The organism is Flavobacterium riviphilum, from assembly GCF_055231795.1.
Genome location: NZ_JBUYSY010000001.1, coordinates 387,432 through 402,855, shown reverse-complemented (window position 1 = coordinate 402,855; position 15,424 = coordinate 387,432). Strand labels below are relative to the sequence as shown.

Below are 15,424 nucleotides of genomic sequence, written 5' to 3'. Positions count from 1 at the left end.
TGTTTTTTTTAACAAAATAACGTGAAATGCCTTAAATGTTTCTAAATGAGTACATAGACAAATGATATTAACACAAATTTAACATAAACTAGTGTTAAAAGTTAGAATTTTGCAGAAACTTAAATTAACAAACAAAAAATGAGAAAAATTACATTTATTTTAGTTTTTTTCCTTTCCCTTGTTGGGTATTCGCAAGTTACAAGTTCTGCATTAACAGGAGTTGTTAAAAGTGATAAAGGAGAAAGATTGCCAGGAGTTACTGTACAAGCGATACATACTCCAACTGGAACTAAATATTATGGTGAGACCGATGGAGCCGGAGGGTATTCTATTCCTTCTGTTAGACCTGGGGGTCCGTACACGGTGAAAGTGTCATATTTGGGTTTTAAAACTTCTGAAATAACAGATATTAATGCTCCACTTGGAAATACAGTAACCGTAAACGTAATACTTACAGATGAAGTTAATACATTAAAGGAAGTAGTAGTGACAACATCTAATAATAGTGCTTTTTCTAAAGGAAAAACTGGAGCTTCTCAGCAATTCAATAATAGACAATTGAATGCTGTACCAGTGATTGGAGCCCGTTCAATAAATGCAATTACCAAATATAATCCAAATGCAGGTAGTGGTGGAACTTTTGGTGGTCAAGATTCTAGATTAAATAATTTTACTATAGATGGTTCTGTTTTTAATAATGGTTTTGGTTTAGGAAGTGATGCTCAAGCAGGAGGAAGAACTGGGTCTACTGCAATTTCGCTAGATGCTATCGAACAATTACAAGTAAACATTGCTCCATTTGATGTAAGACAAACAGGTTTTACGGGTTCAGGGATTAATGCTGTAACAAGAAGCGGAACTAATGAAGTTGAAGGATCGGTTTATAATTCTTTCAGAAGTAATAAGAGTAGTTTTGTAGGAACAAAAGCTGGTGAAGTAAGAATTGTGCCTGCTACATTTGATGAAACGATTTGGGGAGCAAGAGTGGGTGCTCCAATCATAAAAGATAAGTTGTTCTTTTTTGGTAACTTTGAGACTATTGATAATACAAGTCCTGCAACAAATTGGACTTCTACCAACTCTCCAAACGGAAGCGCTCAAGTATCTGCACCTACTTACGATCAGATGCAAACGCTTTCTAATTTTATGCAAGATAAATTTAATTACTCAACTGGCCCTTGGGAAAAATATGATTCTAAAAAAGAGTCTAAAAAGTTTTTAGGAAGGGTAGATTGGAATATCAACGATGATCACAAATTATCGCTACGTTATGTGCATAGTGATTCATCGGCAGATCAATTGGTGTCGAATTCTAACTCTTTAGGTTTTGGTAATAGATCGTCTAATGTAAATGCAATGGCTTTCAAAAATAGTGGCTATGTAATTGAAGACAACACTAGATCAATAGTATTACAATTAGATTCTAAATTATCAAAAACATGGAGTAACAATTTTATTGCTGGTTATGATAAACAAATAGAAGATCGTTCACTTCAAGGTGGAGGATTGTTTCCAACGATAGACATTAAAAATGGAGTAGCAATTCCGTCAGGTGGTTATACTGTAGGTAACTTAACTTATATGTCTGTTGGTTTGGACCCTTTTACGCAAGGAAACAAATTAAATTACTCTACGCTTCATTTTACGGATAATGTAACCAAAACAATTGGAAATCATACTTTGTTATTTGGGGCAAATTTTGAACATTTCAAATCTGAAAACTTATTTTTTCCAGGTTCAAATGGAGTGTTTATATTCAATTCTTTAGAAGAGTTCTACAATGCTGCTAATGAATCTTTGGCTCTTGGAGGAGCTCCGTCTAAAGTAAATTTACCAGTTAGAACACAATTCAGATATTCAGCACTACCAGGAGGTGTTGATCCTTTGCAAGTTTTAAAGTCTAACAAGATTGATTTGTATGTACAAGATGAAGTAAAAGTTAATGAGCAATTTAAATTTGTTTATGGATTAAGAGCAACAGCGGTTTCTTTCAGTGATACTGCTTTAGAAAATCCAGCTGTAACGGCTATGACATTTGCAAATGGTGAAAAATTCAACACTGGTGAAATGCCTAAAACGCAATATTTATTTGAACCAAGGATTGGATTTAATTTGGATGTAACTGGTGATGCTACAACTCAATTAAGAGGGGGGTCGGGAATTTTTACTGGAAGACCACCTTTTGTATTCTTGTCTAATGCAATTGGTAACAATGGAGTTTTAACTGGATTTGTTGATGCAAGTGATGCTGCCGTTGGAACAGGTGGTTACGGATTTACAGCAAATCCATCACAATATTTTACTCCAACTACTCCAACATTACCTTCTACTTTTGATTTAGCATTTACAGCTAAAGATTATAAATTCCCACAAGTTTGGAAAACAACTATTGCAATTGATCAAAAGTTACCTTTTGGTTTTGTGGGAACTATTGAAGGAATTTTTAGTAAAAATATAAATGAAGTGGGTTATTACAATGCTAACTTTGCAAAACCAGTTGGAACAATTGCTGGACCTGATAATAGACCTCTATATGCTGGAAATGATAATGGTGTAAGAATTAATAATAATGTTTCCAACGCCATTGTATTGACTAATACTAATCAAGGGTATTTTTATTCTACTACTATCAAATTAGAATATCCATATAAAAACGGATTGTGGGGATCTATAGCTTATACGCATTCTGCTGCTTATGATTTACTTTCAGCTGGTTCCGTGGCTTCTGGTTCATGGACAGGAGCTAGGTCTGTAAATGGAAATAATGATTTGCAATTGAGTTTGTCTAACAATAATACGCCTCATCGTTATGTAGGAATTGTTGGGTATAAAATTGATTATGGTACAAAGTATGGAGGGTCGACATCTATAAATATTGGGTATATAGGGGAGCAAGCGAATCCATTTTCTTATACTTATGGAGGAGATTTGAATGGAGATAGAGTGAATGGAAATGATTTGTTGTATGTGCCATTGAAAGCTACAGATATGCGTTTTTTACCAATTTCTCAAAACCTTGGTGGCTCATCAATTGTTTTATATACTGAAGCACAACAACAAGAAGCTTTTGAAAAATACATTAATCAAGATCCTTATTTATCAAAACACAGAGGTCAATACGTATCAAGAAATTCTAACGTGCTTCCAATGTTACATAAAATTGACCTTTCTGTAACTCAAGATTTTTATTTAAACATCGGAGGCAAGAAAAATAGTTTTCAATTTAGAGCAGATATTTTAAATTTCACAAATTTATTAAACAGAAATTGGGGTATTTCTCAACGTGCGACCGCATCAAATATATTAACAGTAGCTCAGGCTCCAAGTACATCTAATAATTACACGCCTTTTTATAATATGGCATTGCAAACAGATAATCAAGGAAAAAGATTTTTAGCCAAAGATACTTTCCAAAAAAATGCTTCTGTATTTGATGTTTGGCAGGCTCAGTTTACTTTAAGATATACTTTTGGTAAATAATCGAAATAATATTTAAATGACGACACATAATTTAAAAAATATAAAACAATAATATCATGAAACTAAAAAAACAAATCCTATATTTCGCTTCAATATTTGTATTGATGTTTTCTACATTTTCTTGTACAGATGACACCAAAGAAGTGGTAAAGCTTTCCTCAATTGTAGAAATCGCTAAAGCAGATCCTGCTAATTTTAGTATTCTAGTTGATGCCTTAAAAAAAACAAGTCTTGATGCAACATTAAGTAATCCAGGTTCATATACAGTTTTTGCTCCTACTAATGCTGCGTTTACTGCTGCGGGTTATTCTAGTGCTGCCATCAATGCATTAAATCCTTTAGTTCCTGCTGATGCTATAAAAATTGCTGATTTAAAATTGTTATTACAAAATCACGTAATAGGTATTGGAACACGTGCAGATGATTTGATTGCTGGTGGTTACTTCAAAACATTTGGTTTTTTAAAGACTTCAGCTTCATCTACTTCGGGTGCTAACTTGAGTATTTTTATCAACAAATCTGCAGCAGACGTACAGATTAATGGAGGTGCATCGAACGGAGGTGCGAAAGTTGTAAAAGCAGATATTGATGCTAGTAATGGTGTTCTCCATGTGATTGATGCTGTTTTGACATTGCCAACAATTGTGAATCAAATTGCAGCAAATCCAAGCTTGTCTTCTTTGTTAAATACAGTTAAAACTGCTCCTCAAGCTACTGTCTTAGCCACGTTAAATGCAGCGACTGGTGCGGCTCCTGTAAGTGTATATGCTCCTAACAACGATGCCTTTACCGCTGCTTTAGCCACAGGTGGATATTTAGTGGGTAAAACTGATGCGGATATTACAAAAATTTTAAATTACCATTTGGAGAAATCAAATAGAGTAGCAGCTTCAACAACAGCATTTTCAACAACAGCTGATATTACTGTTAATACTTTGTTTGCTCCTAATACGTTGGTTTTAACTAGATCTACTTTAAAAATTGTAGATAAGTCAAATCCTGCAGTAAATGGAAATGCTAAAGTATTAAATATACAAGGTACAAACGGTTCCGTTCAAATTATTGATAAGGTATTACAATCCTTATAGAATTAAAGAATTAAGTTTATGCCCCAAAAAGTTAATTGCTTTTTGGGGTTTTTTTTGTAATTTACATTAGGTGTTTCTTTGAATAGGATTTGATCTCGTTTTTTTTTCGCCATTTTTTTCTTATATTTGAACTTCTAAAACCATAATTTATGTACCATTTTATTCAAAAATTTCACTCTGGTTGGGCGTATTTAGTATTGTTGTTTTTATTAGTGGCTGTTATTAATGCCGTAATTGGTTGGTCTTCCAAAAAAGAGTTTACTTCCAAAGATCGCAAAATTGGTTTGTTTGCTTTAATAGTTACTCATATTCAGTTGCTTATTGGTCTTGTTTTGTATTTTGTTTCTCCAGTGGGGTCTTCGGCTTTAGGACAAATGTCAGATAAAATGTTGCGATTGACTTCAATGGAGCACCCTTTAATCAATTGTATTGCAATTGCATTAATTACGATTGGTTGGTCAAAACATAAAAAAATTACAGACGCTACAGCTCAATTTAAAACGTTTGTGGTGTTCTACGGATTAGGCTTGTTACTAATCTTAAGTAGAATTCCATGGTCTTTGTGGTTTTAATAACCTGTTTTTTTATTCAAATAAAAAATCATGTTGTTTTTAGTAACGAAATCAAGTTGTTATGAAATAAGCTGAAGCGCTGAGGGTTGCCTTTAATTCATTAATTTTAGTTGAAGAGAATACTTTCTACTAGTGTTGTTTATCCCGTTGTATTACGGCAAAAATCAAGTAAAGCAATGACATACGACCGATAAAAATAATTTAATATCCAAACTATGAAAAAATTATATGCTGTTCTTTTGTTTTTTGCTGTCATGGGGTGGCTATATTCTCAAGGACCATTTATGGGCAAAGAGAAAAATACTGTTTCAAAAGATTCTATCAAAAAAGGGACCTATTCACTTTTTGGTCAAAACACGATAAAAGATTCTTTATTTGATCCTGATGTAAAATTTATTCTTTACAAAAAAAATGGTCACGCTTCCTATTATGCAGATAAATTTCATGGTCGTAGAACTGCTAGTGGCGAAAAATTTGACATGAATAAATTGACGGCTGCTCACAAAAAACTACCTTTTGGTACCAAAATTAGGGTTACTAATGAAGCCAATGGTAAGTCGATTGTGGTTACGGTTAATGACCGTGGGCCTTTTGTTAGATCCCGAGAAATTGATTTATCTAAAAAAGCCTTTATGGCAATTGCATCAAATCAACGCCACGGCGGAATGAAAGTAACAATCGAAACCTTAGTGAGAAAATAGTCATTGACTTTTCAAAATACCATCTTAAATCTATAAAAACCTAGTATTTTTGTGCTAGGTTTTTTTTATTGTACAAAAATTGATTGTATAGCTATGGATGCCCAACTTGAAGTGCGCAAGATAATTCATATAGATATGGATGCGTTTTATGCCTCGGTTGAGCAATTGGATAATCCTGATTTAAAAGGGAAGCCAATTGCAGTTGGAGGGAATGAAGTGCGTGGAGTTGTGTCTGCGGCAAGTTATGAAGCTCGAAAATATGGTGTACGTAGTGCTCTTAGTGGCGTATTGGCCAAAAAATATTGCCCTGAATTGCTATTTGTAAAACCTCGTTTTGAACGTTACCGAGAAATTTCACGTAAAATTCACAAAATCTTTTATGAGTATACCGATCTTGTAGAGCCGCTATCCTTAGACGAGGCCTACTTGGATGTGACACGAAATAAAAAAGGAATTCCTAGTGCGACTTTGATTGCTCAAGAAATTCGAGAACGTATCTTTAATGAACTAGGTTTAACCGCTTCGGCTGGAATCTCCGTTAATAAATTTTTGGCAAAAGTAGCTAGTGATTATAACAAACCCAATGGACAAAAAACAATTAGTGGAGAAGAGATTATTCCTTTTTTGGAATCTTTACCCATACACAAATTTTATGGTGTTGGAAAAGTCACTACCGATAAAATGTATCAATTAGGGATTTTTACAGGAAATGATTTAAAGGCTAAAACTCTCGAGTTTTTAGAACAACATTTTGGTAAATCGGGCGCCTTTTATTATAATGTGGTAAGGGGAATTCATAACAGTCCTGTGCAAGCACAACGTGTTACTAAATCTGTTGCTGCTGAACATACTTTTGATGTGAATTTGACTTCGGAGATTTATATGATGGAGCAATTAGCCCATATTGCTACTCAACTCGAAAAACGCTTACGGAAACATGCTATTGCTGGAAAAACGATTACATTAAAGATAAAATATAGCGATTTTACCCAGCAAACCAGAAGTAAAACACTTCCTTATTTTGTATCAGATAAAAGCATTATTCTTGAGATTGTCCAAGATTTGCTGTATCAAGAGCAATTGAAAGAATCTGTTCGTTTACTTGGAATAGCTGTTAGCACGTTAAATACTGAACAAAAGAAAACTATAGCCGTACAATTGCAGTTCAATTTTTGATAACTAACTTGTTGAACAACAGTTAAATGTTGTGATTTTGAGTGATTTGTCGGGTTAAGCATGTAAATTTGTAGTATAAAAACAAATAAGATGTCGACTATCAGCGATTATGAAAATGCTAAAGCTAAATATTATAATTCTTTAGCCTTGCCATCTACTTCATTATTATCCATTTCTTTTTATGGTGATTTTTTGAATAATTATAAAAAATCTTTCGAAGATTGGACTCGATTACAAGCTTTGCTTTCTATGACTACATTGCCTATAAATGAGGAAAAAATAAAAGTTCATCTATTGGACGAGGTGGTTATAGTTACCGACTCAGAGTTAAAAATTCTTTTTGCTTCACATAATCTTTCAAAGATGAATGGTTATAAAGAGAATGAAGTATTAGGGAATACCCCTAAAATGTTTCAAGGACCCCAAACCGATCAAATCACAAAAGAGTTCATTAGAGATCGTATTAGTCAAAATCTACCTTTTAGAACTAAGGTAGTTAACCATAAAAAAAACGGGAAAATATATGATTGTACAATTCAGGCTGAGCCTATATTTGATAAAAATGGAAAACTCACCCATTTTATAGCCTTGGAAAAGGCATAAAAAAAAGAGGCTTTTTTAAAGCCTCTTTTTTTTAATCTCTACTAGATAACTTAGAAAGGAGTCTAAGAAATTCGATATACAACCAAACCAATGTAATCATTAGTCCCATAGCTCCATACCATTCCATGTGTTTGGGCATTTTTTGTTGAATTCCTTGATCAATTCTATCAAAGTCTAGGAATATGTTTAATGCGGCAATTACAATCACAAAAACACTTATACCAATACTCATTAATGAATTGTCATGATGAACAGGGGTGAAGTTTGTAAATAGTGAAATTATCCATGAAATTAGATAGTATGTAGCAATGGCCAAGGTGGCTGCTACTACGATAGATTTGAACTGTTCGGTTACTTTTACTACTTTAAAGCGATACAAACCTAAACACACTAAAAATGTTACAAAAGTTGCGCTCACAGCTTGTAATACAATTCCTGGGTATTTGGCCTCAAAAATGGCTGAGACTCCACCGATAAATAAGCCTTCAAAAACGGCATATCCTGGAGCTAAATAAGCCGACAATTGCGGTTTGAATGCAGCGATAACTACCAATACTAGACCTACAACTGCGCCTCCTAATGCTAAAATCATAGGATTCATACCATTAAATGCCATCCACCAAGTGATTGATGCAGCGGCAAATAATAATAAAAATAACACCAAACTCTTGTTTAAAGTGCCTTGTAGGGTCATTTGGTCAAATCTGTCTATAACATCGGAGTTGTGATAGTTAGCCGTGTTGCTTTGATTTTCAAATGATTTATTAGTTAAAAACGGATTGTTTGAACTTTTAAAAGCCATAAGTTTTTCGTATTTGATTTGTTTTATAGAACGTTAAAGATAGGAATACTTACTTAAAATTTAAAATATTAAATACAAATACCCCAAAAAAAAGCACCCCATAAAGTAAGGTGCTTTTTAGGGGTGCTATATGTTATACAATCAAAAGATTGCTATTGCGATTAGTCAATTTCTGAAACACGTAAGGTGTTAACCATTCCTTTTTCTTTAATTGGCATAGCTGCTAAGTTGATAAGGAAATCTCCTTTTCTTACATAACCTTTTTCTTTTGCAATTTCGTTTACGTCTGTAACGGTGTCATCTGTACTAACATCTTGTGCATACAAAAAGGATTTAACACCCCATAACAAGTTAAGTTGAGTCAAAATTCTTTTGTTACGCGTAAATACTAAAATATGAGCGTTTGGTCTCCAAGCAGAAATTTGAAATGCTGTATAGCCGCTATTAGTCAAAGTACAAATGGCTTTTGCTTTGATAGAATTAGCCATCATAGCAGCGTGGTGACAAATTGTTTTAGTGATGTAACGATTCGTTTTGATTTGAGGTGTATTTTGAGGCACATTAATCAGTGGTGAATCTTCAACAGCTTCTAAAATTTGTGTCATTTTTTGGATTACTTGTACAGGATAATTACCAGTGGCAGTTTCTCCGGAAAGCATTACCGCATCGGCGCCATCCATAACAGAGTTGGCTACGTCATTTACTTCGGCACGAGTTGGAGTTAGACTCGTAATCATAGTTTCCATCATTTGTGTAGCTACGATTACAGGGATTCTTGCAGTTTTTGCTCTTCTGATTAATTCTTTTTGAACTAATGGTACTTCATGCGCTGGAAGTTCAACTCCTAGATCTCCACGAGCCACCATTAAAGCATCGCAATACGCAACAATTTTATCCATATTCTCTAATGCTTCAGGCATTTCGATTTTGGCAACAATTGGAATTTTGAATTCAGAATGTTCTGCGATTAATTCTTGTAAATCTTGTAAATCTCTTGGGGTTTTTACAAAAGATAAAGCAATCCAATCCAATTGTTGTTCGATAGCAAATTTAGCATCAGCGATATCTTTTTCTGTTAAAGCTGGAAGTGAGATTTTAGTATTGGGTAAGTTAACCCCTTTTTTAGATTTTAATTCCCCTCCTTGAATTACTTTAGCTACAACTTCGCTTTTTTTGTCGGTTTCAACAATCTCAAAAATTAATTTTCCATCATCTAAAAGGATACGCTCCCCTGGATTTACGTCATTTGGAAAATTTTGATACTTCATAAAAACTCGTTTCGAGGTTCCTATGATGTCTTCTGCAGTAGTAAAGGTAATTAAGTCTCCATCGTTTACAAAAACGCCGTCTTCCATTACTCCAACTCTAAGTTTAGGACCTTGAAGGTCTCCCAAAATAGCAGTGGTGTATCCAAACTCTTCGTTTAATCCTCGAATGATGTTGATTTTGTTTTTTACATCATTATAATCGGCATGCGAAAAGTTAACTCTAAATACATTAACTCCTGCCTCAATCATATCTTTGATGATTTCTCTTGTGCTACATGCAGGACCTAGTGTGGCTACAATTTTCGTTTTTTTGTTTGTTAGCATTTTATTAAAAAATTAAATTGTTTTTCGTTTTTAGTTTGTCAATATCAACATTATAAGCGCTATTTATGTTTTCTATTGCGTTCAATTGTGCAACTGTTTTGGCAATAGTATATTCATCGCTACAGTCATCAATCTTTAAGAAATAGTCTGCTTTTTTTATCTCGGGTAATAAATATACTTGGGCAGATATGAATATATTCTCGTCAAGGAATAAATCCGGTTTTTGATTAATATTACTTGGAATCATCTCGTTTTTATTTTGGACAAGATGCCAAGTGCAATCTTTTTTAAAATCAAAATAAGTATACTTTGAAAAAAAAGTTTCGCCTTCTTTTGTACTGATGAAAATGTTTTTAGGGCATTTGCTAAGATGGATTCGAAGCATTTGATTGATAAAAAAAGCCAATCGATAATCCTCTAATGAGGTATGAATGGCAATAATTGAATAATCCAATTCCTCTAATTCGTCTAATCTTAGTTTATGAATAGCCATTTAATAAACAAATTAGCTACAAAGATAAGGTTTCTTGTTAAGAATGATTAAGGAATAATGCTATGATTTTGTTAAAACATTAACTAAAACGATTTAGTTTTTTAAATAAATATTTATTTTTTATTTATTTTGTCTTGATATGCAAAATATGCTCGTTGGGCGGCTTTTTCTTCAGCTTTCTTTTTTGAGGTTGCACGAGCTTTTGCCACAATTTTGTCGTCAATACTCAAGCGTACACCAAAGAAACGTTGTCCGTCTAAGGCATTGTCTTCAAAAACATCAAAGTTGAAAACCTTTTTCTCTTTTTGACACCATTCAATAACAAGGCTTTTGTAGCTGATCACTTTGCCTTCTAATCGGCTGATGTCTACATAAGGAATGATGACTCTGCTATTGATGAATTTTTCGCAATAACTGTATCCTCGATCTAGGTAAATAGCGCCTATAAGTGATTCAAAGATGTTGCCATGAATGTTTTCGCCAAAGTGTTGAACGGGTACTTTGCTTTCAACGAATTGAATTAAGTTTAGATCTTTGCCTAATTCATTCAGATGTTCTCGGCTAACAATTTTGGATCGCATTTTGGTTAGGTAACCTTCGTCTCCATTAGGTACTTTGCTGAATAAGTATCCTGCAATAACCGAACTAAGCATCGCGTCGCCTAAGAACTCTAAACGTTCATAATTCATGGGATTGCCGTTTTTGTCCAATCGATTGGAAGAGCGATGGGTAAATGCCTTTTGATAGGGTTCCAAATCTAAAGGGGCAAATCCTAGAATTTTTTCTATAGCGTTAAAAAAAATCCCGTCTTCACTAGAACGGGATTTTGAAAATATTTTTCTAATTATATTCATATGTGTAAAACGAATGGGTTAGCGGTCACATATAGAATTCTCAATCACTTTATGTTCTTGACTTAAAGCAATTGAGGATTTCATATATAATTAAAGGTCTAATTTTTTTACTAATACACAAGCGTTGTGACCACCAAATCCAAAAGTGTTGCTCATAACGACTTTCATGTCTCTTTTTTGTGCTACATTGAAAGTGAAATTTAATTTTGGGTCGATGTTTTCATCAGCGGTTGTGTGGTTGATAGTTGGCGGTACAATTCCGTGTTTCAAGGAAAGTATCGAAGCAATGGTTTCTACAGCTCCAGCAGCACCTAATAAGTGACCAGTCATAGATTTGGTAGAATTCAAATTCATGCTATAGGCGTGCTCACCAAATACGTGTTGTATGGCTTTAGATTCTGCAACGTCTCCTAATGGAGTTGATGTACCGTGCATGTTTACACCATCAACGTCGGTAGGTTGTAATCCAGCATCGCGTAAGCAATTCAACATTACATTTTTGGCTCCCAAACCTTCTGGGTGTGGTGCTGTAATATGATGTGCATCGGCAGACATTCCACCTCCGCCAATTTCGCAATAAATTTTTGCGCCACGTGCTTTAGCGTGTTCGTATTCTTCAAGAATTAATGCTCCGGCGCCTTCTCCAAGTACAAATCCATCACGACCAGCATCCATAGGTCTTGATGCAGTTTTCGGATCGTCATTTCTTGTTGACAAAGCGTGAAGTGCGTTAAATCCACCCATTCCAGCGATAGTTACCGCGGCTTCAGAACCACCAGTTACCATAGCATCAGCATGTCCTAAACGGATGTAATTAAAAGCGTCGATAATAGCGTTGGTCGATGAAGCACAAGCTGAAACGGTTGCAAAATTTGGTCCTCTAAAACCGTATTTGATGGAGATATGCCCACAAGCAATATCTGAAATCATTTTTGGAATAAAGAAAGGGTTGAATTTTGGAGTACCATCGCCTGCAGCAAAATTTAGCATCTCAATTTGAAAGGTTTCCAATCCACCAATTCCAGAACCCCATATAACGCCAACGCGGTCTTTGTCTAGTTTTTCGATATCAAATCCAGCGTCTTTAATGGCTTCTTCGGTAGAGACCATAGCGTACTGTGCATATCGATCCATTTTACGGGCTTCTTTTCTGTCGATAAAATTATCAACATTAAAATTTTTAACCTCACATGCAAAATGAGTTTTAAATTTTGAAGTATCAAAATAAGTAATCGGAGCCGCTCCACTAACACCATTAATTAAGCCATTCCAATACTCTTCTATAGTGTTTCCGATAGGAGTTAGCGCACCAAGTCCTGTTACAACAACTCGCCTTAATTCCATAACGTGTATATTTTGTAAGGTTTAAATAAATAAAACCCACGCTTTCCTATTAATGTTAAAAATCAATAGAAACATGGGTATAAAAAAGTAATATTTGAACGGGTTTCCCCTTGTACATTTAAAGGTTTTAAAATAATAACACCCGTTAACTAAAAGAAAACGGGTGTAGTTTATTATTTTTTTGCTTCCTCGATATAAGAGATAGCTTGACCAACTGTAGCAATATTTTCTGCTTGATCGTCTGGAATTTGAATATCAAATTCTTTTTCGAACTCCATAATAAGCTCAACAGTGTCTAATGAGTCAGCTCCTAAATCGTTTGTGAAGCTTGCTTCTGTTACAACTTCGTTTTCGTCAACACCTAATTTGTCTACGATAATCGCTTTTACTCTTGATGCAATGTCTGACATAATTTTTTAATTTTAGAATTTAATTTGTTGGCAAAAATAAAAAAACTTTAAATTAAAACTACAATTATGTTGATAAAAGTGAGTGCATGGTCTCAAAAATAATTTTGATAAAGCCGAATAAAATTTATTTTTTTTCATTTTTTATCCCGTTTTTTGCACTTTAAATGCCTTCAAAAACATGAAAAACATTGTAATTTTTGCCTCGGGTTCTGGGACAAACGCAGAGAATATTGTAAACTATTTTAAAAATTCTTCACAAGCTAAAGTGGTGAGTATTTTTACTAACAATCCTCAGGCCAAAGTGATTGAAAGGGCTCATAATTTAGAAGTTCCAGTGCATGTATTTTCTAAACACGAATTAATAGAAGGAGATATTTTATCTGTTTTACAACAAAACCAACCCGATTTAATTGTTTTGGCTGGTTTTCTTTTAAAAGTTCCTCAATATTTAATTGATGCTTTTCCTAATGCAATTGTCAATATTCATCCTGCTTTGTTGCCAAGCTATGGCGGTAAGGGAATGTATGGTATGCATGTACATGAAGCGGTGGTGGCCAATAAAGAGACAGAGAGTGGAATTACGATTCATTATGTAAACGAGAATTATGATGAAGGCGCTACCATTTTTCAAGCTAAAGTGCGCCTAACAGCTGAGGATACTCCTGCCTCAGTTGCTTCTAAAATTCATGAACTAGAACAGCGTTATTTTCCAGAAGTGCTTTCAAAAGTGTTACAAGATTGTAAGTAAGATTCAATTATCACCTTTAATTTCACAACAAAATGTCTCATCAAGTTCATATTTACACCGATGGCGCAGCCAAAGGAAACCCTGGGCCAGGAGGCTATGGGGTGGTTATGGAATTGGTTGGGTCGCCTTATAAAAAAGAATTTTATGAAGGATTTCGATTAACTACAAACAATAGAATGGAGCTCCTGGCTGTAATTGTGGGATTAGAAAAACTCAAAAATGCCAATATGAAGGTTTTGGTGATATCTGATTCAAAATATGTCGTGGATTCGGTTGAAAAAAAATGGGTTTTGGGCTGGGAGAAAAAAGGCTTTACCGGTCGAAAAAACGCCGATTTATGGAAGCGTTTCTTAACTGTATATCGAAAACATCAAGTCGATTTTAAATGGATTAAAGGGCATAACAATCATCCGCAGAATGAAAGATGTGATGAGTTAGCTGTTTTTGCTTCTCAACAAAAGGTGTTATCTGTCGATTTGTTTTATGAAAATCAAGAACAGAAAATGTTGTAAAGACCTGATAATAAGACTATTTGCAAGGCTTGATGTCTCTAAAGGCAATCGTTGCATTTTTGTACTTTAAAAACTATCTTTGCGCCTTAATTTCAAACTCAAATAATGAATAAATTATTGATTGTTGGAACAGTAGCTTTCGACGCAATTGAGACTCCTTTTGGGAAAACAGATAAAATAGTGGGTGGTGCTGCAACTTATATTGGGTTATCTGCTTCTTTTTTCAATGTTCAATCAGCAATAGTTTCTGTTGTAGGTGATGATTTTCCTCAGGAACATTTGGATTTGTTAACCTCCAAAAATATTGATATTTCAGGTATCGAAATTGTAAAAGGAGGGAAGACTTTCTTTTGGAGTGGCTTGTATCACAACGATTTGAATTCTCGTGATACTTTGGTAACAGAACTTAATGTTTTGGCTGATTTTCAACCCAAAGTGCCTCAAAATTTCAAAAATGCCGATGTGGTGATGTTAGGTAATTTGCATCCATTAGTACAAAGTAGTGTTTTGGATCAGATGGAATCGACGCCTAAGTTGGTTGTTTTAGATACTATGAATTTCTGGATGGATTGTGCTTTGCCTGAATTGTTAGCGGTAATCAAACGTGTAGACGTTATTACGATTAATGATGAAGAAGCAAGACAACTCTCGGGGGAGTATTCTTTGGTGAAAGCAGCTGCTAAAATTCATACGCTAGGACCTAAGTATGTAGTTATTAAAAAAGGAGAACACGGGGCCTTGTTGTTCCACAATAGTGAAGTTTTCTTTGCTCCTGCATTACCGTTAGAGGAAGTTTTTGATCCAACAGGGGCTGGAGATACTTTTGCTGGAGGTTTTTCTGGATATATTGCTCAAAGTGAAAATATTTCATTCGACAACATGAAAAATGGAATCATTTATGGATCCAATTTGGCTTCATTTTGCGTAGAAAAATTTGGAACTGAGCGTATGGTAGATTTGCAAGAAAGCGAAGTAAACCAGAGACTGCAACAATTCAAAGCCTTGACACAATTTGATATCACTCTATAATGACCTAAGCTCAGGAAACT

Annotated in this window: 15 protein-coding genes; 9 read left to right on the top strand and 6 right to left on the bottom strand. The window is 34.4% G+C overall.

Annotation, left to right across the window (positions count from 1 at the left end):
* The first annotated feature begins 138 nt into the window (after positions 1-138).
* From ACZIX2_RS01805 to ACZIX2_RS01780, 6 genes are all read left to right on the top strand, one after another.
* Entirely contained in the window at positions 139-3,480 is a 3,342-nt protein-coding gene (locus ACZIX2_RS01805; RefSeq protein WP_463338362.1) for a TonB-dependent receptor, read from the top strand.
* A gap of 56 nt (positions 3,481-3,536) precedes the next feature.
* Positions 3,537-4,568, top strand: a complete 1,032-nt coding sequence (locus ACZIX2_RS01800) for a fasciclin domain-containing protein (protein ID WP_463338361.1) — start codon at positions 3,537-3,539, stop codon at positions 4,566-4,568.
* Between the two features lie 149 nt (positions 4,569-4,717).
* Entirely contained in the window at positions 4,718-5,140 is a 423-nt protein-coding gene (locus ACZIX2_RS01795) for a hypothetical protein (protein WP_463338360.1), read from the top strand.
* A gap of 215 nt (positions 5,141-5,355) precedes the next feature.
* Entirely contained in the window at positions 5,356-5,841 is a 486-nt protein-coding gene (locus tag ACZIX2_RS01790; RefSeq protein WP_463338359.1) for a septal ring lytic transglycosylase RlpA family protein, read from the top strand.
* A 93-nt stretch (positions 5,842-5,934) separates the two neighbouring features.
* Positions 5,935-7,017, top strand: coding sequence for a DNA polymerase IV (gene dinB, locus ACZIX2_RS01785; RefSeq protein ID WP_463338358.1), 1,083 nt, complete (start codon positions 5,935-5,937; stop codon positions 7,015-7,017).
* Positions 7,018-7,107: 90 nt separating this feature from the next.
* Positions 7,108-7,620, top strand: coding sequence for a PAS domain-containing protein (locus tag ACZIX2_RS01780; protein WP_463338357.1), 513 nt, complete (start codon positions 7,108-7,110; stop codon positions 7,618-7,620).
* 31 nt (positions 7,621-7,651) lie between these two features.
* On the opposite strand, the gene ACZIX2_RS01775 is transcribed toward ACZIX2_RS01780, so the two are convergent.
* The 6 genes from ACZIX2_RS01775 to ACZIX2_RS01750 form a co-directional block, all read right to left on the bottom strand.
* Complete coding sequence (locus ACZIX2_RS01775; RefSeq protein ID WP_463338356.1) at positions 7,652-8,422, bottom strand: Bax inhibitor-1/YccA family protein; 771 nt, start codon at positions 8,420-8,422, stop codon at positions 7,652-7,654.
* 161 nt (positions 8,423-8,583) lie between these two features.
* A complete protein-coding gene (gene pyk, locus ACZIX2_RS01770) occupies positions 8,584-10,014 on the bottom strand; it encodes a pyruvate kinase (RefSeq protein ID WP_463338355.1) in 1,431 nt (476 codons plus the stop codon).
* Positions 10,015-10,018: 4 nt separating this feature from the next.
* Entirely contained in the window at positions 10,019-10,507 is a 489-nt protein-coding gene (locus tag ACZIX2_RS01765; RefSeq protein WP_463338354.1) for an IPExxxVDY family protein, read from the bottom strand.
* Positions 10,508-10,620: 113 nt separating this feature from the next.
* Positions 10,621-11,361: a ribonuclease III gene (gene rnc / locus ACZIX2_RS01760; protein ID WP_463338353.1), complete on the bottom strand. Its 741-nt coding sequence runs from the start codon at positions 11,359-11,361 to the stop codon at positions 10,621-10,623.
* A gap of 90 nt (positions 11,362-11,451) precedes the next feature.
* Entirely contained in the window at positions 11,452-12,705 is a 1,254-nt protein-coding gene (gene fabF / locus ACZIX2_RS01755; RefSeq protein ID WP_463338352.1) for a beta-ketoacyl-ACP synthase II, read from the bottom strand.
* A 173-nt stretch (positions 12,706-12,878) separates the two neighbouring features.
* Complete coding sequence (locus tag ACZIX2_RS01750; protein ID WP_007137004.1) at positions 12,879-13,115, bottom strand: acyl carrier protein; 237 nt, start codon at positions 13,113-13,115, stop codon at positions 12,879-12,881.
* Positions 13,116-13,293: 178 nt separating this feature from the next.
* Here ACZIX2_RS01750 and purN point away from each other — a divergent pair, with 178 nt between their 5' ends.
* From purN to ACZIX2_RS01735, 3 genes are all read left to right on the top strand, one after another.
* Complete coding sequence (purN, locus tag ACZIX2_RS01745) at positions 13,294-13,863, top strand: phosphoribosylglycinamide formyltransferase (protein WP_463338351.1); 570 nt, start codon at positions 13,294-13,296, stop codon at positions 13,861-13,863.
* 32 nt (positions 13,864-13,895) lie between these two features.
* Positions 13,896-14,375 carry a ribonuclease HI gene (gene rnhA, locus ACZIX2_RS01740; protein ID WP_463338350.1) on the top strand — a complete coding sequence of 160 codons (480 nt, stop codon included), beginning with the start codon at positions 13,896-13,898 and terminating at the stop codon, positions 14,373-14,375.
* 105 nt (positions 14,376-14,480) lie between these two features.
* Positions 14,481-15,404, top strand: a complete 924-nt coding sequence (locus tag ACZIX2_RS01735; RefSeq protein ID WP_463338349.1) for a PfkB family carbohydrate kinase — start codon at positions 14,481-14,483, stop codon at positions 15,402-15,404.
* Positions 15,405-15,424 lie beyond the last annotated feature (20 nt).